At 49.4% G+C, this 18,282-nt stretch carries 16 protein-coding genes; 11 read left to right on the top strand and 5 right to left on the bottom strand.

All coding sequences use genetic code 11. The features are described 5' to 3' along the window. The first annotated feature begins 9 nt into the window (after positions 1-9). The 5 genes from ACPUC7_RS05915 (at position 10) to ACPUC7_RS05895 (ending at position 5,227) form a co-directional block, all read left to right on the top strand. On the top strand, positions 10-414 hold the full coding sequence (locus tag ACPUC7_RS05915) for a hypothetical protein (RefSeq protein WP_494922123.1): 405 nt from the start codon (positions 10-12) through the stop codon (positions 412-414). Positions 415-633: 219 nt separating this feature from the next. Continuing rightward, positions 634-1,026: a TIGR03757 family integrating conjugative element protein gene (locus ACPUC7_RS05910; protein ID WP_494922122.1), complete on the top strand. Its 393-nt coding sequence runs from the start codon at positions 634-636 to the stop codon at positions 1,024-1,026. Beyond that, positions 1,023-1,985, top strand: a complete 963-nt coding sequence (locus ACPUC7_RS05905; protein WP_494922121.1) for a TIGR03756 family integrating conjugative element protein — start codon at positions 1,023-1,025, stop codon at positions 1,983-1,985. The genes ACPUC7_RS05910 and ACPUC7_RS05905 overlap by 4 nt, the downstream gene beginning before the upstream one ends. Then, positions 1,982-3,397 carry an integrating conjugative element protein gene (locus tag ACPUC7_RS05900; protein ID WP_494922120.1) on the top strand — a complete coding sequence of 472 codons (1,416 nt, stop codon included), beginning with the start codon at positions 1,982-1,984 and terminating at the stop codon, positions 3,395-3,397. Before ACPUC7_RS05905 ends, ACPUC7_RS05900 begins: the two co-directional genes overlap by 4 nt. Positions 3,398-3,718: 321 nt before the next feature. Beyond that, on the top strand, positions 3,719-5,227 hold the full coding sequence (locus ACPUC7_RS05895) for a conjugal transfer protein TraG N-terminal domain-containing protein (RefSeq protein ID WP_494922382.1): 1,509 nt from the start codon (positions 3,719-3,721) through the stop codon (positions 5,225-5,227). Between the two features lie 94 nt (positions 5,228-5,321). On the opposite strand, the gene ACPUC7_RS05890 is transcribed toward ACPUC7_RS05895, so the two are convergent. Continuing rightward, positions 5,322-5,639 (bottom strand): hypothetical protein, encoded by a 318-nt coding sequence (locus tag ACPUC7_RS05890; RefSeq protein ID WP_494922119.1) that lies wholly within the window; start codon positions 5,637-5,639, stop codon positions 5,322-5,324. 815 nt (positions 5,640-6,454) lie between these two features. Here ACPUC7_RS05890 and ACPUC7_RS05885 point away from each other — a divergent pair. After that, positions 6,455-7,342, top strand: coding sequence for an integrase domain-containing protein (locus ACPUC7_RS05885; RefSeq protein ID WP_494922118.1), 888 nt, complete (start codon positions 6,455-6,457; stop codon positions 7,340-7,342). A gap of 3 nt (positions 7,343-7,345) precedes the next feature. On the opposite strand, the gene ACPUC7_RS05880 is transcribed toward ACPUC7_RS05885, so the two are convergent. Next, positions 7,346-8,143, bottom strand: coding sequence for a hypothetical protein (locus tag ACPUC7_RS05880; RefSeq protein ID WP_494922117.1), 798 nt, complete (start codon positions 8,141-8,143; stop codon positions 7,346-7,348). A gap of 155 nt (positions 8,144-8,298) precedes the next feature. Between ACPUC7_RS05880 and ACPUC7_RS05875 the strand changes: the two genes are divergently transcribed. The 4 genes from ACPUC7_RS05875 (at position 8,299) to ACPUC7_RS05860 (ending at position 12,683) form a co-directional block, all read left to right on the top strand. Beyond that, positions 8,299-8,913: a hypothetical protein gene (locus ACPUC7_RS05875; RefSeq protein ID WP_494922116.1), complete on the top strand. Its 615-nt coding sequence runs from the start codon at positions 8,299-8,301 to the stop codon at positions 8,911-8,913. A gap of 78 nt (positions 8,914-8,991) precedes the next feature. Then, positions 8,992-9,978, top strand: coding sequence for an ArdC family protein (locus tag ACPUC7_RS05870; protein ID WP_494922115.1), 987 nt, complete (start codon positions 8,992-8,994; stop codon positions 9,976-9,978). 127 nt (positions 9,979-10,105) lie between these two features. After that, positions 10,106-11,590 (top strand): conjugal transfer nickase/helicase domain-containing protein, encoded by a 1,485-nt coding sequence (locus tag ACPUC7_RS05865; protein ID WP_494922114.1) that lies wholly within the window; start codon positions 10,106-10,108, stop codon positions 11,588-11,590. A gap of 76 nt (positions 11,591-11,666) precedes the next feature. Then, positions 11,667-12,683: a tyrosine-type recombinase/integrase gene (locus tag ACPUC7_RS05860; protein WP_494922113.1), complete on the top strand. Its 1,017-nt coding sequence runs from the start codon at positions 11,667-11,669 to the stop codon at positions 12,681-12,683. 57 nt (positions 12,684-12,740) lie between these two features. Here the strand turns inward: ACPUC7_RS05860 and ACPUC7_RS05855 are convergent, their stop codons facing one another. After that, positions 12,741-14,681 carry a PTS fructose transporter subunit IIABC gene (locus ACPUC7_RS05855; RefSeq protein ID WP_494922112.1) on the bottom strand — a complete coding sequence of 647 codons (1,941 nt, stop codon included), beginning with the start codon at positions 14,679-14,681 and terminating at the stop codon, positions 12,741-12,743. Positions 14,682-14,718: 37 nt separating this feature from the next. Continuing rightward, the gene (locus ACPUC7_RS05850; RefSeq protein ID WP_494922111.1) at positions 14,719-15,423 is read right to left on the bottom strand and encodes a ribulose-phosphate 3-epimerase; all 705 of its coding nucleotides are present in this window, start codon (positions 15,421-15,423) and stop codon (positions 14,719-14,721) included. A gap of 202 nt (positions 15,424-15,625) precedes the next feature. Here ACPUC7_RS05850 and ACPUC7_RS05845 point away from each other — a divergent pair, with 202 nt between their 5' ends. Further along, entirely contained in the window at positions 15,626-17,305 is a 1,680-nt protein-coding gene (locus tag ACPUC7_RS05845) for an SgrR family transcriptional regulator (RefSeq protein WP_494922110.1), read from the top strand. A gap of 28 nt (positions 17,306-17,333) precedes the next feature. Here the strand turns inward: ACPUC7_RS05845 and ACPUC7_RS05840 are convergent, their stop codons facing one another. After that, positions 17,334-18,101, bottom strand: coding sequence for a DeoR/GlpR family DNA-binding transcription regulator (locus tag ACPUC7_RS05840; RefSeq protein WP_494922109.1), 768 nt, complete (start codon positions 18,099-18,101; stop codon positions 17,334-17,336). Between the last annotated feature and the right edge of the window lie 181 nt (positions 18,102-18,282).

The following is an 18,282-nucleotide window of genomic DNA, read 5'->3' as shown; positions in this document are numbered from 1 at the left end:
GGGAGCCGTATGTTAAAACTAAAATATCCCGTACCCCGCATTACCACAGCGATTTCCCGGCATGCTGCGCGCACGCTGTTTACTCTGATGCCGCAGGGTGAACCTGAAATCCTGGTGAGCGACCTGACATTACTGGACAGGCTATGCGATGAGATTCGTACGCGCGTTAATCCACCCGTGCAGATCACCAGCCATCCGCAGCGCGTTGGCAGTCATTCATGCCTTGCGCTGCACTTCAAAGGCAAGCTGTGCAGCTCGATTGACCTGCTGATTACAGTGAATAGTCATCTGAGTTGGCCAACGGAAGATGACTATCATCATCCGCGCTGGTACATGACCGTGGTGGATGCAGCGGACCTGCTTTACCTGGAACTTTATCTGGCGCACAAACTTGCAGCTAAGCACACAAAATGACGCACAAATCAGACCTCACTTAATTGTGTACTGGTCCTGAAATTAGCATAGTGTGCCCGTCTCCAGTCCAAAGGTTACATCTTTCCCAAGGTAAGTTGTTCTGCACCCCTTTGGGCTGGGGATTTATTTAATTCCGCAATCCAGCACAGAGTTGTTTACTGTGTTGCTCAGTTTTCCAGCGCAACGTAATGGCTTCACTCACTTTGTGGAGTAAGTCTGATGAGAGCGCTGCTTCCGCTTGTACTGATGCTTTCGGCATCGCCTACCTTTGCTGCGATTACCGTTTTTACCACTGCGAATCATCCTGCCATCAATGCGGATGCCAATACTCGCGTTGTTTTTCTCGATGCACCAGACAGGCAACAGAATGCGATGTTTGGCCAATTCAGCAGTGATCCTGCTCGCGCGGCTCAGGAGGCGAAAAGCGGCCTACAGCAAATGAATGTCAAGCAACAGCATCAGATAGTTGAAGCCTGGCGAGGCGTAATCGCTGCATGGAAGCTGGGCATCGAGAAATATCCCGCCGTGGTGTTTGATGACGTTGATGTGGTGTATGGCACCACTGATGTTGAACTTGCCAGCAACATTCGCACGCAAGGTGGCCATCAATGACGCGCGCGAAACTGGCTGGCGCTGCGTTGCTTTTTTCTGCAATGCAGCCAGCAACTGAAGCGGCGATCACCAGCGCCCAGATTATCGCGAGTGCGGTTTCTCCTTCATGCATCAGTTGGCGCGTCAGTGGGATTTGCTACTGGCTGTTCTGCACACCGTTTGGCTGCAAGGTGCGCACTTCAGTGAAAGTGACGCACTTCATACCTGAAGCCGTAGTGTCGGCCTATGCCCAACGGGGCGCGAATCCTTGGAGAGAAATGGCGTTCGTCAGCCAGACGGCTGGCGGGCTGGAAAATGGCATGTACGGCGTGCCAGCCGGTGGCGGCAATGAGGAGCTAAAAGCACCGGGTAAACGCAAAACCAATCTGCACTTCAAATATGCCGATGCGATTGGCCATCCAGCGACTTCGCTGATTGGCGGCAGCATATCGGGCTATTCCTGCAAAAGCGCCGCAACACCGTTGAACCCTTATTTCCTCAGCACGCTCGATACGCTGGCCTGGCGCAGCGGCATACCGGAATCGCTTTACCCGGAAGCACTGGTGCCAGGTATGCGTGAGATCGGCAGCCAGGCAACGGCCAATATGTGGAGCAACGTTTATCCGCGATCGGGCTTCGTCACGCAGACCGATGACGACAAAGCGGCGGCAGTAGTGGCGCAACGTGTGGCCGACATCATCACCCGCACTGGCCAGCCGCACGTTTATCAAACCCTCAAAGGCAATCCTTCCCCTGGATACTGGCCGCCAGGTCCGGTTGAAGAAAATACCGGATTCAAAAACCACAAATGGCAGCGGCTATCGCCGCAACTCAGCGAAACCTGCGCCGTGTTCCCGGATGGCAATTTCACGCCAGCCGTTGATGGTAATGAAGCCTTCGCACTCTGGCAGCCATACAGCTGCTGTCAGCGACGCGGCCAGACCTTCCTCTACAGCACCGACTTTGGAGGTGAATCATGATCCCTCGTTTTTTATCCGCCGCGTCTGCATTGTTGATTGCTATCAGCGCACAGGCGTTTGATGTTTCACTGCCGCAGGTGCAGGACAGCAGCATGGGTTACGGCAAAAGCGCCAGCGGCGCAGTGTCCGACAAGCTGTTTTATACCCTTGGTGGTGGTTCGGTGATTTCACAGCCCGCCACGCGCAGCAGCATGCAGAAGCTGGGACTGGACGTTGGCTGGAGCTCGGATCTGCAATGTGGCAACTTCGATCTGAAAACTACCGTGGGCAACCAGCTCAACGGTATGACCAACGGCTTCAAAAATCTGATGGGTGATGTGGTTCAGGGCGCAACCGGCGCGGTGGCTAGCTTGCCCGCGATGGTGATCCAACGCGCCAATCCTGGCCTGTATGAAATGCTGACCAATGGCGTGCTGCAGGCAAATGTGGCCTTCGACAAGGCGCAGCTTAACTGCCAGAACATGGCCAAACGCATGGTGGATTTCTCGGACTCTAGCAAATGGACGCAGCAAGCCGCGATGGATGAGTACAAGAAGCTGGTGAACAGCGGCGACGCAGACGCGATACGCGTAAACGATGCCGGTGAAAAAGTTACTGGCGAGTCAGGCAGCAATTGGGTGGGTGGCGAAAAACGTGGCGGTCGTGGTCAGCGCGCGATTCGCCCGACTCATGACCTGTCTGCCGCTGGCTACAACATGATGAATAATCTGCCGGTCAACAGCACCGGCAGCGTCAGCGGTGACAGCTGCACGGGTGGTAGCTGCGGTAAGTTCTCCAGCTCAGAAGAAGCCGCAGCAGCGGTGGTTAAAGTGCTCGGCGATCGCTCGATTCGCACCTGTAAAGATGCCTCGCAATGTACCGATGGCGATATCGATCAGCAACCTGGCGCCAGCGTGGCTGGAACCGGATTTTCACCGATGCTGGAAGAAGCCACGCGCATCAACGGTGAGCAACTGGTGAAGCTGGTTAATGGCGCGGAGAAACCTAACGCCGAGAATCTGGCGAAACTGCGCACCGGCAGCCTGGCGATCACCAGCGGCGTGATCAAAGCGCTGCAGCGTGACCCGGACAATGCGGCGCTGGTTGGCCGCCTGGCGGGTGAACTGGCGATGGCTGACACGGTTGAAACCGCGCTGCTGATGCGTCGCATGATTGTGACCGGCCAGTCGGAACCAAATGCCGCAGCCATGCCTGAAGCGCTACAGGAAGGCGATCGTCGCGTCGAATCGCTCGATCGGGAAATCAATGCGCTCAAGAATGAGATGGAACTGAAGCGCGAACTGGCGCGTAACTCCGTGCTGACCATCATCGACCGCGAGAACAATCGCGCCACAACGAACCCGCAGCGCCAGTCGCATGAGAACACCGATTCGCGCTTCAATCAGCTTTCCGCACCATCCGGGGAGGAGTGAGATGCGTAAATTTTTGAAGGTTTTCGCATGGCTGTTAACGCTCACCGCAATAGTCTGCATCGCTCTGGCTTTGTTCTGGTCTGCCAGTAAATCACCTGAAGCACTAACGCATCTCATGCAATGGTTTGATAAAACCTGGTTAGCATGGCTGATATGGCGGCTGGTGATTTATGCAGTGACCGCTTACTTCGCTTATCAATGCTGGCAATTGAAGAAATCAGATCCCACTTGGCGTCGCATGATTCTTCGCATATGCAGCATTGGCACGCTCTATATCGTCGTTATGGAATGGGCGCTGTACTCCACAACAGGAGGCCACTGATGAGCACGAACAGCTATCTGGAGTTCTTTCTTACCCTGCTGGGTTGGATCATCAATAACGGCATCTGGGGTCTTCTGATATCCACTGGCCTGTTTGCCGTGCCGCTGATATTCAAAGTGGTTGGGATCTGGCTCAAGGTGCGCGAGGAAGGTGATGACGAGGGCAACAAAGGTAAGCTGTCACTGCCACGCATCGAGAACGCGCTCTATAGCGCGTTTTTCGTCATGCTGGTTTGCTGCCTGCCAATCATTAATGTCAGCCTCGACAGCATTCAATACGATGAATCCCGCTCCAAGAGCTGCGGCACCTGGACGCCAAAAGCGCCGGATGAAAGCGGGTATTCAACGATCATTAGCAGCATGGATGGGCAAACGGCTGCAGCGCCAATTTGGTGGGTGCTTATGCACAAACTATCCAAAGGCATAACTCAGGCAGCTGTGGCCACAATTCCCTGCCGCCCGGATTTGCGTCAACTGCGCTTTGAAGTGCAGCACACTCGCATCAGCAATCCGGCGCTCGCCGCCGAGCTACAGGATTTCACCAACGATTGTTACGCGCTGGCGCTCTACCTCTGGAAGCAGCAGGATCAGGGGCAAACCAAAGAAGAAGATGCACTACGCGATGTTGAATGGCTGGGCAGCAACACATTTTTGAACGGCAGCGGTTATTACGACCAGCTGCAATCCAAGACGCCACGCGCATCATTCCCGTGGAACGAAAGCCGCGACAGCGGCAGACCGGACACCGGTCGCGGCGGTTATCCAACCTGCCGCGAATGGTGGTCCAGCGCCGATACCGGGCTTGAGGCGCGAGTGGTCGATCAGGCTTCAACCGGTATGTGGCTGCGCATGTCCGCCGCATTGAAAATGATGGGCAAGGACAACGCCGAATATAAAGAGAGCATTGTTCGCCGCCTGGTCAGCCCCGAAAGTTTGACTGTTTCGCAGAATGGCCACACCTATGCCGGTTATGGCGGCAATGCCGATTTCACACTGGATAACTCCGCCAGCCGAATTGGCGGTATTGCGGGAATGTCATTAGGTAGTCTGGCGGCGTTTCCAGCATTTGATGCGATGCGCCAGGCATTACCGATGGTGCAGGCATTATTGCTAATGGCGATATACGTGATGCTGCCATTGATATTGGCGTTTGGGAGTTATGAGTTCAAAACCGTTATTACTGTCAGCTTTGTGGTGTTTGCGCTTAATTTCCTGACGTTCTGGTGGGAACTGGCGCGCTGGCTCGACAGTTGGTTAATGGAAGCGCTTTATAGTTCTGATACGCATAGTCGCTGGAATGCGGCTGGATTCCAGAATAGTTCTGACGATTTGATTATGAACTTTGTTATGGGCGCGATGTTTATTTTCTTACCCATGCTGTGGGTGACTGCGTTTTCATGGGCTGGAATTAGAGTTGGCGGTTTGGCCGATGCAATGAGTTCAGGTGTGAAATCAACTCAGTCTGCTGCTGGAAAAGTCGGAGAAAAAATCGGTGGTAGAATAGGATGAAATGAAAGGCGCAACGGATGCGCCGAATTAACCCTTGGATAAATTAAAGCGACAAACGCAACGAAATAATTAACTCTGCATTAATAGGTTAATCTCAATCATCATCTCTCACGCCACCTGAATAATATCCATATCCTTCTGGCCCATCACGATAACCATCCCCTCGTGACTCATCGTCATCTTCAAAAACGGTGCTATTGTGATCCGCAACATGGCTTTCGGTATTACCATAAATTAAAGAACCGAGAACAATTGTAGCGACAATAAATATAATCCCTGAAAGATAGTAAAAAAGGAAAAGTGCAACCGCCAAGATTATACAAGCGAGGAGAGCTTTACTGCTTGTCGAAGCAGGGATTTTATTCTTAATCGTTTTAAGTTTACCTCTGAAATGCCAATTTTGATTGCGCACTATTGCCTCAATTCCAGAATGTATATCCTAAAGTCTAATCCCAATACCTGATGATGCAACCTATATCGCCTGTTGACCGTCAAATGCAATGTTGCTAGTTTGGGCCTGTTGCCATAGTTGTTTACGCAACCAACAAAGCCCTCATGACCTGAAAGGGGCACCTTAGCGGCGGTCATCAGCGAAAGTTTCAGCAGCCTGTGAGAAACGCCATTTGGCGGCTGCATCCGGGATAACCGGCAAAGCTACTCAACCTTTGCAAGTAGCGGGCAAAAGCAACGCCCAAGGTTTCCACCACTTCACTACGGTTCAATCAACTTCATCTCATCGATACCAGCTACTGCGCACGGCCAGTTTGCGTGACCGTTTCCGCCATTTGGAACATTTGGCGACGAACGGACCTCGCACATACAGGCAGAAGCTGCGCGCGTCACTTGCGTTGGCGCGCAGCAACAACCAAGTGACGCGCGTAGCGCGTATACGTCAACACCACGTAATACGGCCTTCTGCGACGACGCTTACCGTCTGACCAACACGTAGTCCGTTATTACAACCATCAACTAACCCAACATTCCATAAACGTTGGCAACTTATCTGAGGAGGAAATCAACGCGATATCAAGGCGACGTCAGCGAACCTGACGGACGGAGGCGTCCTGAGAAATCAGGAACCGGCATTAGCCGCGATCAGCTCTGAGAGCTGTGGGGACCTCGCAACAACTCAACATTTCGCCGCCCCGATGCACAGATATCCGCTGAGACGCAGGAAGCGCAACCTGAAACCGTGCCGTCGGGGTAGAGATGTTTTTTGGAGGATGTATGTCGCGAGGAAACAAGCAGTTCAGCAAACAGCTGGTGACTTTGGCCAGACAATCTGGCGGCAGTTTCAAAACCGTTGCCGATCGTTCGCGTATAGCCGCACGGCTGGCTGAGCAGATGCTGAAACTCAACATCCAGATCAGGGACGTGAACCATATTAAGACGCATCACATCGAGAATTATGTCAGCAGCCGGCTGGCAGATAATATTTCAAAACGCACGCTGCAAAACGAGATGGCGGCGCTGCGCGCGATCTTGGCCACTGCAGGCAGGACAAAACTGGCTGATCCCAAGCATGAGAAATTGAGTAACGATGCACTCAACCTGTCTGGTGCCAGTCGAGCCGGATCAAAGACGGCGATTACGGACGAACGCTTTCACGAGGCGCTCGCCCTTGCACGAAATAAAGACGAAGGCGTTGCGTTGGCGATGGAGATTGCGCGTTATCTCGGATTGAGAACTGAGGAAGCGGTGCAGTCGGCAAAATCACTTAAGACGTGGCAGCAAGCGCTAGCGCGTGGGGATGAACGGTTGCGCGTAGTGTTCGGTACCAAAGGTGGCAGGCCGAGAGATACAACGGTCGTTAGGCGTGAAGAACTGGTGCGAAGCTTGAACGCAGCGGTGGCTTACTCGTCAGAACATGGCGGCAAGTTGGTTGATAAAGCTGGGCTGAGAAGTGCGATCGATCGTTACCGAAATGTGGCTAAGTATGCAGGGCTTTCAGGGAAAGAAGCACCGCATAGCTTGAGATATGCATATTCGCGAGAGGCTACAGAGTGGCATATGAAAAATGGCCTCAGCAGGAAAGAAGCTGAGGCGATGGTTTCAATGGATTTGGGGCATGGAGATATGAGGGGGGCATATATTTCTAAAATTTATAATATATGACGTTTAAAAAAATGTCCTCGAAAACCAATTCCTTTTGTATCGAGAACTGATTTCTGATTCTAAAATGGCATTGTACTTGTTTGAAAGGGTTAAATAGCTTTGATTTTTTTCCTTTTCGAGAGTCGCTATGAATGAGAAGAATTCAATTAACGGCTGAACTTTTGATGTAATCAACTCATCTGTATACTTATCATTTTCATTATTTCTCTTATCACCCGCATCGCCAGCTATGAAGTATGAATTAATCACCTGGATTAAATTAATATCCTTTATAGACTCATTTAATTTTCTTTTTGCTTCAAATCCTTTTGTATCAATTCCTTCCAAAATGATTTTTCTATCGTCATCAATGCCTTTGAATTTCTCCAGGGTTCCTGTTACAAGCGCCACATTTATATAGGTTTGACGTAGTTCATCACGACATTTCGATAATGAATTCCTATGTTCATCAGCATTGCCAGAGAAATCCTCTGCATTTTTCAAAAGACCCACCAAATATTCTTTATACTCATCTGTTAATCTAGGTGACTGGCCCTTCAGCATTAACTTATACTGATTCATCATCACCACATAGTTACCTGCCATTGAGTTGTAATCTTTAGCTAGAGAATCTCCAATCTCAATACATTCTCTTTGTTTACCAACCAAGGGAGAATAGTAATCCTTCATGATATCGCCACGAAAGTTTAATTCATTTTTGTATGACTCAAGCATCATCCCAAAAATAAGCGTACCTAAGCACAAAGGAATGATTGTCGTTAGGAGTGTTTTCCAAATGGAATCGTTAATAGATGTGCTCATTGCTGTCCCAATTTATATTAAAAAAACTCACAATCCTTGAATAACTATTAATTGTATACCAAAATGTCCCTATACTCTGAAGCTTCACGGACCTGAAAGAAGCGCCAACTGGCGGTCCCTATACCCGTACACCTTTAGAGCGGGTGCCATCTTAGATGGTCAAGGTTCTCTCATCACCTCGCCTTACGGCACGCATTACCCACCCTAACGGGGATTTATTCCCGTTAGCGGATAAATCCCCTTTGTCACATCTGGAGGATTTACCTATGGGCTACTGCCATTGCTTCACCCAACTGAAATCAGTTCCTGACGATCAGTGGTTACTGTTCACCGTACAGCTATCAAACGTGTTTTTGATAATACAAAACCGGCATGTTCCCGGCTATAAGCAACCGTTGGTGCTTTGCACAAGCGATGGACGTTATCCACTTCTGCAGCCCGCTGATCTGATAGTACAAAGCGGTATTCGACAACCCGCTATCTCTTTTAACGGCGAAGAGAAGGAAGATCTTGAGTATGAAAGTTTCTACCTTGGCCAACATTCGTCCGGCAGTGAATTCTGTAAGACATCGTTCAACTGGTCTCCAGACCGGCCCTATGACTTCATGGTGAAAGCCACGCTACTACTGGCACATCGATTCTGCATCGGCTGCTATGACATCTCATCGGATGGCACGCTTGCAGAATGGCTTGATGTCCAGGAGTGGCTAACGAAGCACTTAGGTGGCCAATGGCCAATACCTGAAGCAATCCTGAACAACCCCGAGTAATCACCCTCAATTTCAACCTGCCCAGTGGCGTATCACTTCGCCATTATGGGAAGGGATACGCCACGTAAGGAGTATCCCATGCCGACCAAACGCAAATCCCGTAAGTCACAAACCAATCAAATTGATCTCTACCAACAAGTCACCGACAAAATCATCGCGTCGATCGAGCGAGGAGTTTTACCCTGGCGTAAACCGTGGCGAGACAGCAAGCGATCCGCTGGATCACCGATACCATCCAATGCATCGACCGGTAGGCACTACAACGGCGTCAACATAATGCTGTTGTGGCTGTCAGCTGAGGAGCAAGGGTTTAATTCCAATCGCTGGCTGACGTGGAAGCAGGCACAAGCTGCCGGTGGCAACGTTCGTAAAGGCGAGAAAGCGACTATGGCGGTGTTCTTTAAACCTTTTGAAGTTGAATCCACCGATAAATCTGGCCAACCGCGCATTGATGCTCAAGGTGAAACGTTGATGGAGCAACGCATCATGCTGCGCAGCATAATGCTGTTCAATACTGAGCAATGCGATGAGCTACCGGAGAGATTCAGCAGCGCTCCAACTGAAATTCTGGATGAAGAATCCGAGGATTCGGTGAGCGTGCCAATCTTCAATGACATTGTGACTGTTGCAGGTGAATCTGGCGTTCGCGTCTCATATTCCGAGCAGAACCGGGCCTATTACCATTCACTGAAGGATCAAATCGTCCTGCCGCTACGTAAGCAGTTTTTTACCGCAGCAGACTTTTACTCAACCTTGCTGCACGAACTGGTGCATGCAACCGGCCATCACAACCGACTTGATCGGGAAGGCATAACATCGACATCGCGCAAATTTGGCGATCCGGTTTATGCGTTTGAGGAGCTGATTGCTGAGCTGGGAAGCGCATTCCTGTGTGCTCACTTAGGTGTGTACGGTGAAGTGCAGCACGACAGCTATATCGATCACTGGCTGAAGATACTGAAGTCAGACAAAAAGGCGTTGTTCCGCGCAAGCCGCATGGCACGCGAAGCATCTGAATACCTTTTGAAGCCGCTTAATGAAGAGGTTGAAGAAGACGCCGCCTGAAACCAAAACCATCTCCTCGGAGATGGTTTCTTTTTAGCGGGCAATTTAATCGCATTTTCCAAAAATGATTTTAGGCTGTGATTAATTGCCGCCTGGAACGATAGTGCCCCCGATCCGGAGGTGAATCATGTTCCCAAAATTACAATACAAATTAAGACGCAGCACTATTCAGCCTTCATTACTGACTAAACGCGAAGGCTACTTCACACCGCAAAATTACCCAACGCTGCTAGGCACGCCAGTGCGGCAGATGCAGGTAAAGAAAATCTGGCAGAGCTCTTTGCTATCCCGCTCTCTCTTCGACTCCTTTTGCCTGGAGCCGCTGCAGGAGCTGGCTGAACGCTTCCAAAATCTGCCCACGGGACGTTTACCGGAATGGCGTAATAGCGGCGGTTTACTTGACCTAACGCTTCAAAATATCGTGGTAATGATGCAACTGGCTAAAGGCATGATTCTGCCAGCCAACGCGCTGCCAGAGGACCAATCTGCACAGAGCAGCCACTGGAATTGCCTGGTGTTTTGGCTAGCGCTTTATTGGTATGTCCCGGAATTGTTGAACATTGAGGGCGAACTGGATGATGGCCAAAGCTGGAATCCGCTATCAATTGCGCCGCAACAACCGTTTCGCTTCCAGCTGAATCACGTTGATCATGGTTTAGACGCTGCGGGAGTAACACGTCTCGCATTTGCTGTTGCCATGCTGCCTAAAGAAGCGATCCGTTGGCTAGAATCTCAGCCCGCTGCGAGAAATTGCTTTTATTTAGAGTTAGCTGGATTCGAATCGCCGGAAAAACAGATCCACGATTTAATTAACAGAGTTTCAGATCGGCTCAGCCGCAAGCCATCAAATTTAGCGGAAAATACTCACGTCGATGATGAGGAATTACATCTTCGTGCGGTGGACGTTAAAACGCACAATAACGCGCCACGATCCGAGCTCGATGATGTTTACGAACAATACTTTAATCAAGGTAATGTGACGTCACAGGCTGGAGCCAGTTTTGATCTGGAGGAACAATTTAAGATACGTCACCGGGAATGGAGTATTGGTTCTGATTTAGATGAAAATCAAACCCAAAAAATAGGAATAAATTCAGACGGCGATCACCAAGTGATTGATTTCATGACCTACGGATCTTCCGAAAGTGATCAAATAAACGTCAGAAATACTTATCAACCGCCAAAACCTGATCAAGAATCGGCCCCTGTAGCACCTGAGACAAGCTCACAAATTTCTAAGAAACAGATCGGCGAGGCCTTTTGGTACTGGCTGAGTGAGGGTCTCGAAAATGGAACGATAGCATGCAATGAAGCAGATTCACGCGTGCAACTGGTCGCAGGTTTTGTTTTCTTGCTGGTACCGGGAATTTTTTATCGTTATCTGAAGCATACCGGTCAGTCTGCAGACGAACGTGAAAACGTTCAGGCAGGGTTTGAAAGACTCAACCGACATCGGCGTAACAACGGCAAGCGGTTTACGTTTGCCACTCTCTACAACAGTGCCGACCGTAACGGCCCTTATAAACGTGTGAAAGGCTATCTGGTCAAATCCACAGTGCTGTTTCAGGCCAATCATGTGCCTGATGATAGCCAGTTTTTAGTGGTTCCCTGACGCTTTTCAGGAAGGTGTAAGGAGGAGAGTTGCTGCCTTGGGAGCAGCGGTTATTTTGCTGATTAAAGGAAATGTTATGAGTCAGGTAAGCGATACTAGCTGGGAATTTTTGCTCGACGAATACTTCTTTGTGAAAGTGCTTCGCCCGGATACGGAATGGAGCTATCGCAAAGTCGTTAATGTTTTCCGTAAATATTACGGTGAGGAAAAGAAGCCAGGCGACATCAGTCGCCGCGACGTTCAACAATGGCGTCGTCATGTGATTAATGTAGAAAAGTCATCGGCCAACACCTGGAATAACAAAGTAGCCCATATGCGCGCGCTGCTTAATTTTGCCATTAAAGCCGACCTCGTGAATCAGGTTGAAAACCCTTTCAACGACGTTTCAATGCGCGCCGATAACAAGCGAAAAAAGACGTTATCTCGCCAGCAATTAACCCGCGTTTATTTATTAATGCAGCAGTACGCTGACATGGACCAGAAGATTACGACCATCGAAATGAAGCGTTGTGCTTTGTATCCGGCATGGTACTGGATAACGGTGCTAGATACGCTTCGCTATACCGGTATGCGGGTGAATCAGTTAATGCATTTACGGCTTAAGGACGTCAATCTGGAGGAGAACTGGATCGAACTGCGCCTCGATGGCAGTAAAACTCACAGAGAGTGGCGAGTACCCATTGTTGGGCCATTAAAAGTACAGTTAGAAGCGTTGTTATCTAAAGCTATCGAAAATGATTCGAATTCGAGTGATGCACTTTTTGATGTTAATCGCTATGTCTGCAGCGCGGAAGACCGTCAAAAATTATCTGAGATTCCGCCAATACAACCTATAAAATCTTTCTTTAGGCGATTATCAAAAGAATGCGGTTTTGCAGTGTCGCCACACCGCTTCAGGCATACCCTCGCATCTGAATTAATGAAGTCACCAGATAGAAATTTACAGATGGTAAGAGGATTATTGGGGCATCGAAGCTTAACGACAACGATGGAATATATCGATATCAATCTGGATATAACCGGAAGAACGTTGGAAAAAGAGCTGGGTTTACATACTGACCAAAAGAACATCAGGGATTATGTTTCTACATAGATAGGTTATTGTGCATAGTCCGCCTGGGTATTTGTTCCCGGCGGACTATATTTCTGATTAATTAGTCAGAGATTGCCTGGCAGCTAAATTATCACGTTCTTTTTTAGCTGACGCTGATTTCAACTTGATGTATTTAATTGATATCACGACTACTGTCGTCAGTAGTGCTCCACAACCCATTGCCAGGAAGGCCAATACTGGTTTGTTCATCGCTCCCAGTAAAGCCACAACCGGGCCACCATGCGCAACCTGGTTGGTGATGCCAAACAGGAAAGCCATCACCGCAGCCAGCATGCTTCCCACGATATTTGCCGGAATCACGCTAAGTGGATCACGTGCTGCAAACGGTATAGCGCCTTCTGAAATGCCCATCAATCCCATTGCCAGTGACGCTTTGCCCGCTTCGGTTTCTTCTGGCGTAAAGATGCCAAGCTTACGTGCAATGAATGTAGCCAATCCCATGCCAAGCGGAGCCACTGGAATCGCGCAAGCAATTGCACCCATATATTCGCTATGGCCAGAACCCAACATCCCAAGGCAAAACAGGAATGCCACTTTATTAAATGGCCCACCCATATCAAATCCGGCCATGCCGCCAATCACGATACCCAGCAATACCAGGCTTCCGCCACTCAAAGAGACGAGCATGTTATTCATACTGTGCATCATGCCGGAAATTGGGGCTCCGATGACAAAGATGAACAGTGCCGAAATGAACAGAGTACCCAACAATGGAGCAATCAAAATTGGAACCAGAGGTTGCAATATCTTGTGCCAGTTGCGGGTTGCCAGCCATTTAACAACGTATCCAACCAATAGACCGGCGATGATAGCGCCGATAAAACCCGTACCGGCAGCGGCGCCATAAAAACTTCCGGTGTTTGCTATCCATCCACCAATGAATCCCGGAGCAAGTGCCGGACGTTCACCAATTGCAAAGGCTATGTATGCAGCCAGTACTGGAATCATCAACTGGAACGCGACCGAACCGACGCTAAGCACCGACTGCCATATGCTGCCATCCGGTATTTTCATGCCTTCTGGCGTTGGCACGCCGCCAATCGTCAGTGACAGCGCGATCATCAATCCACCCGTAACCACGAATGGAATCATATGAGATACGCCGTTCATGAGGTAGCGATACAGGTTTTTACCGGCGCTTTCAGAGTGGGTTGAGGCGGACTGCGATTTTTGCTGATCGCTGCTTTTTGCCAGCAATGGTGCCGAAAGCCCATTTGTAATGACATCACGACCTGATTTAATCGGCGCTTTGACGTTCGTGATATAGGTGCGCTTACCGGCAAATCTTTCCAGCTCAACCTGCTTATCGCTGCAAACTAAAATAGCGTCAGCATCCTGAATTTCCTGTGCGGTCGGGCTGTTTTTCACGCCGATTGAGCCATTGGTCTCAACTTTGATGCGATAGCCCATCTCTCTGGCGGCTTTTTCTAATGACTCCGCAGCAAGGTAAGTATGTGCAATACCAGCCGGACAACCCGTAACACCGATCAGAAAGCCTTTTTGCTCCGTCGCCGACGTTGGTTGTTCTTCGCGCTCTTCTGTCAGCAATTTAATAACTTCATTAGCGTTTGGAGCTTTGAGCAAGCGCTGAGTGAAGCCATCTTCAATAAATCGCGAAGATAGGCTGGCAAGTACTTCAATATGGTGATCGCCGCCAGACGCTGGCGAAGCAATCATGAAAATGAAGCGGCTGAGTTCTCCATCTTCGGAACCGTAATCAATGCCATCACGGCTAATACCGATAGCAAAAGCAGGTTTGATGACCGCCGCGCTTTTTGCATGTGGAATGGCAATGCCATCGTCAAAGCCGGTGTTGCCCTCCGATTCGCGGCTCAAAACGTCCTGGAGGAATTGTTTTTCGTCACTGATTCTTCCCGCACGAAAAAGCAGTTGAGCCATTTCATGGAAAAGGTCGGCTTTATTTTTTGACTGAAGATTCAGGCAGATAACATCTTCAGTGAGTAATGTTTTTATCATTTTGCTGCCTCTGTTTGGCCGTAGGGTACAGATTGAATTAGCGCAGAGAGCGACTCCAGTTAATGGTGTCTTCGTAGCTTTCTGCATTGAATGCCAGGGAACCCATCACAACGGTGTCAGCTCCGCTTTCGCGCAGCATGGGAACGGTATGAGTGCGAATTGCGCCGTCGGCGGCAAGGATGATGCGTTTTTGTGCTGAATAACGATTAATAAGTTGGCGGGCTTCGACCAGGCGCTCGCAGGCTTCTGGTGCCAAATCCTGTCCTTTCACGCCCATACGTGTACCCAGCAATGTGATGATGCTCAGGCGATCAATCCACTGCTCTACTGCAGATACCGGAGTGTACAGCTGGAGCACGACGCCTGCGGCACAGCCGTGAGATTCGATTCGGCTGATAGCGGCATCGACGTTCTTATTCTCTGCATGAATGGAGATCAGGTCGGCACCTGCTTCAGCGAACTGGTCGATTTGCTCATCGAGAATACTGTCGGCCATCATTAGATGGACATGAAGTGGACGTTGGGTTAGTGGGCGTAATTGCGCCACAACATCCGGGAAAAACAGCATATAAGGTGAGAAATGGCCGTCAGCTGTATCGATGTGATAGATGTCAGCCAGTTCATCAACGCGAGCCACTTCAGTGCCCAGATTCATAAGGTCTGCGGACCACAGTGAAAGCTCAGTCAGTAGTCTGTTTGAAGGTAATGTGGCTGGATCAAAACGGCGTACCGGAGAAGTCATGATTATTTTCCTGTTTATATTTGGCAGTAAAAAACAAAATCCTGACATTCATCATGGCGGCCAGAGCGGCAAGTAAAAACCTGGTGAGATCCGTGAAATTAGCTTCCGGTATTACATAAAACGGGAAAGTAACTTGAAAATGATCACGGTTTAGTTACATAACTGCTATTAAAAGCGGCAAATGGAGTGAAAACCGGAAATTATGGCAACACTGGAACAACACTTTCTCAGAATCTATATGCTGTTTGGCGGAAAGCAGGAAACGTCGCTGCAGTTAGAAGAAGTTGCGAAAGCGGTCAACAGTAGCGAGCGCAACGCACGTATTCTCCTCAATAAGATGAGCACCAGTGGCTGGGTAATCTGGGAGCCCGCCAGAGGGAGAGGTAAACGTTCGGTTCTCAAGTTTCTGGTGACACCACAGCAGGTGGAGCAGGACAATTTTGCTGAGATGATCGAACATAATCATTTCGTCAAAAGTGGCAAAAAAGCCGCTGGCCAGCAGCAGAAAATCAGAGATTTGGTACGGGAGAATTTTGGTACGTTCATTACTAACGATGGCGTGAATATCAAAATTCCGTATTACCGTCCTGTTGATGAGCTCAAACCGGTTGTTCCCCAGAGACGAACTGAGCGCCACCTGATTCGCCAGTGCTTCAGTGGGTTGACTCGCTTCGATCCCTTCCAGAAACAGGCTGTGCCAGATCTTGCCCACTACTGGCTGAATAATGAAATTAAGGACGAGTGGCAGTTCTTTCTGAGAAAAGGGCTTCATTTTTCAGATGGCAGTTTACTTACTGCCGAGCACATTCGTCGCTGTATTGATAATGCGCGTCAGTCACCGGCCTTTCGCGATCTCTTCCGCGATATCGAGCAAATCACTGTGCAGGGCGAGCTAAGAATTACGTTTACGCTTATCCGCCCGGATCGCCATTTTGCTGAGTTGATGTCCACCATACCGGCAAAAATATTCCGCACACATGAAGGCAAAATTTTGTGTTCAGGACCGTTCTATATCGCCGAGCACACCTCTTCACTGCTGTGTATGCGTAAGAATCGGTACTTCCACTACGCATCACCCATGATCGATGAAGTCAATATCTATCCCTTTGATACGCAAGATATGAACATGGGTTTCATATCGCTATTGCGAACATATCAGTCCGAAGCGATCAACAAGCCGCGCGAGCGTAAGTTAGACCAGGGTGCCAGCTATCTTCTGGTTGATCGCGCAGGTCACTGTGCTGATTTTCACTGGCGTAGCTTTCTCAATGATGTGCTGCAGAGCGTTGAAATCCTCAGACTCAGTGAGCTGAAAAGGGATTACGCTTCGTCTCTGTCTTTCTCGGCAGGAATGCTGCCGGACTGGAACCATCGAACGATTGACTATGGCGTTTCCAATCCGGCATTTGGTAATAATCAGCCATTGACGCTGGCAACGTTCAGCCAGCCTGAGCTGGTTCATCTTGCTAAGGGCATTAGCCGTCTTTTACAGTCGCATGGCATCAGCTGCGAGATTCAGGAAGTCTCTTTTCTGGAATTTATGTCGGGTAAACTGAGCGGAATTGATATCTGGCTGACTAATTTCATGGTCGATTTTGAAGATGTTGCATCATTCAAAAACTGGCTGACAGGCGATAACTGTCTCAGACGTTTACCAAAGGAACAAATCGAAATGCTGACCGCCATATTGAACAATGCTGGCGGCCAGGATTACACAACCTTCCGTGAAGTGGTCGCCAAACACTTCATGCATCTGACGCGTGAACGCTGGTTACTACCTCTATTCCATCACTGGCTGGATTATGAATCCGATTCAGCGTTTACGTGGCGGGATTTGAACACTATCGGATGGCCCGACTTCAGCCAGGTCTGGATTGAATAGCGTGAATCGTCGATGAATCAGGTGAATGTCATACCACAATAACATTCACCTGGTTTCTCAGCTTATCAAGCGTGTGAGCATCGACGTCACCATCGGTGATCAGATGATCAATCATGCTCCAGTCGCAGAACTTAAACAGGCTGGTAATCGACATCTTGGAGCTGTCGCTAACTACGACTCGGGTACGAGCAGCACGGATCATGGCCGTTTTTACTTCTGCTTCATCGTACGACGCCGTGCATGGACCTGATGAACCGGCAAAGCCATCGGTTCCAAGGAACACGATGTCTGCGTTGATGCTGCTCAGAATGTCCATCCCCCACATACCCACCGACGCCATACTGGTAGATCGGAATTTCCCACCAATTAGGTAGATCTCATTATCGCTTCCCGCAACCGCCTGCACGTTCGTGACGGCATTGGTAAAAATATGCAATCCCTTCTTCAGATAGAGCAGTCGGGCCAGACTGTAAACCGTACTCCCGGTATCCAGTAAAACCATACCGCGTTCTGGAATTAACTCGGCTGCAGCCTGGGCGATGCGATTCTTGATTTCAGTATTTTCGTGGCTTTTACGTTCCATAGAACGTTCGATTTCAAGAAAGGTACTAGCCGGTACTGCGCTACCGTGACTTTTACGCACGATGCCTTTTTCTTCCAGCGAGAGCAGATCCTTGCGAATGGTTTCGGTTGATACGCCGAGCCTTTCGGAGAGAACGCCAACACGCAAACTCCCTTCTGATATCAGCATCTCCGCCAATTTGTGACGGCGTTTCTCGGTTGCATTTCCACTCATGGCGCGACGGGCCTCCTTTCAAAATATTGGGACACACTAGCTGAGGCTTTGCGATTTTTCAATTTTTCCCAAATTTCGCAATTTTTTCAATTTCACTTACCGCTCCCAAAGAACCGCTGAATCTCTGGGTATATGGCCGATAAATTAGATTTTGTGATCCAGGTCGTATAACCATCACTTT

The organism is Pantoea sp. CFCC18179 (assembly GCF_059412405.1).
The sequence above is the reverse complement of the archived record's forward strand: the minus strand, read 5'-3'. Positions and strand labels throughout refer to the sequence as shown.

What these genes read in the sequence shown, in the direction of transcription:
- ACPUC7_RS05915 (WP_494922123.1), top strand. Translation starts at nt 10, where the DNA reads ATGTTAAAACTAAAATATCCCGTACCCCGCATTACCACAGCGATTTCC.
- ACPUC7_RS05910 (WP_494922122.1), top strand. Translation starts at nt 634, where the DNA reads ATGAGAGCGCTGCTTCCGCTTGTACTGATGCTTTCGGCATCGCCTACC.
- ACPUC7_RS05905 (WP_494922121.1), top strand. Translation starts at nt 1,023, where the DNA reads ATGACGCGCGCGAAACTGGCTGGCGCTGCGTTGCTTTTTTCTGCAATG.
- ACPUC7_RS05900 (WP_494922120.1), top strand. Translation starts at nt 1,982, where the DNA reads ATGATCCCTCGTTTTTTATCCGCCGCGTCTGCATTGTTGATTGCTATC.
- ACPUC7_RS05895 (WP_494922382.1), top strand. Translation starts at nt 3,719, where the DNA reads ATGAGCACGAACAGCTATCTGGAGTTCTTTCTTACCCTGCTGGGTTGG.
- ACPUC7_RS05885 (WP_494922118.1), top strand. Translation starts at nt 6,455, where the DNA reads ATGTCGCGAGGAAACAAGCAGTTCAGCAAACAGCTGGTGACTTTGGCC.
- ACPUC7_RS05880 (WP_494922117.1), bottom strand. Translation starts at nt 8,143, where the DNA reads ATGAGCACATCTATTAACGATTCCATTTGGAAAACACTCCTAACGACA.
- ACPUC7_RS05875 (WP_494922116.1), top strand. Translation starts at nt 8,299, where the DNA reads ATGGTCAAGGTTCTCTCATCACCTCGCCTTACGGCACGCATTACCCAC.
- ACPUC7_RS05870 (WP_494922115.1), top strand. Translation starts at nt 8,992, where the DNA reads ATGCCGACCAAACGCAAATCCCGTAAGTCACAAACCAATCAAATTGAT.
- ACPUC7_RS05865 (WP_494922114.1), top strand. Translation starts at nt 10,106, where the DNA reads ATGTTCCCAAAATTACAATACAAATTAAGACGCAGCACTATTCAGCCT.
- ACPUC7_RS05860 (WP_494922113.1), top strand. Translation starts at nt 11,667, where the DNA reads ATGAGTCAGGTAAGCGATACTAGCTGGGAATTTTTGCTCGACGAATAC.
- ACPUC7_RS05855 (WP_494922112.1), bottom strand. Translation starts at nt 14,681, where the DNA reads ATGATAAAAACATTACTCACTGAAGATGTTATCTGCCTGAATCTTCAG.
- ACPUC7_RS05850 (WP_494922111.1), bottom strand. Translation starts at nt 15,423, where the DNA reads ATGACTTCTCCGGTACGCCGTTTTGATCCAGCCACATTACCTTCAAAC.
- ACPUC7_RS05845 (WP_494922110.1), top strand. Translation starts at nt 15,626, where the DNA reads ATGGCAACACTGGAACAACACTTTCTCAGAATCTATATGCTGTTTGGC.
- ACPUC7_RS05840 (WP_494922109.1), bottom strand. Translation starts at nt 18,101, where the DNA reads ATGAGTGGAAATGCAACCGAGAAACGCCGTCACAAATTGGCGGAGATG.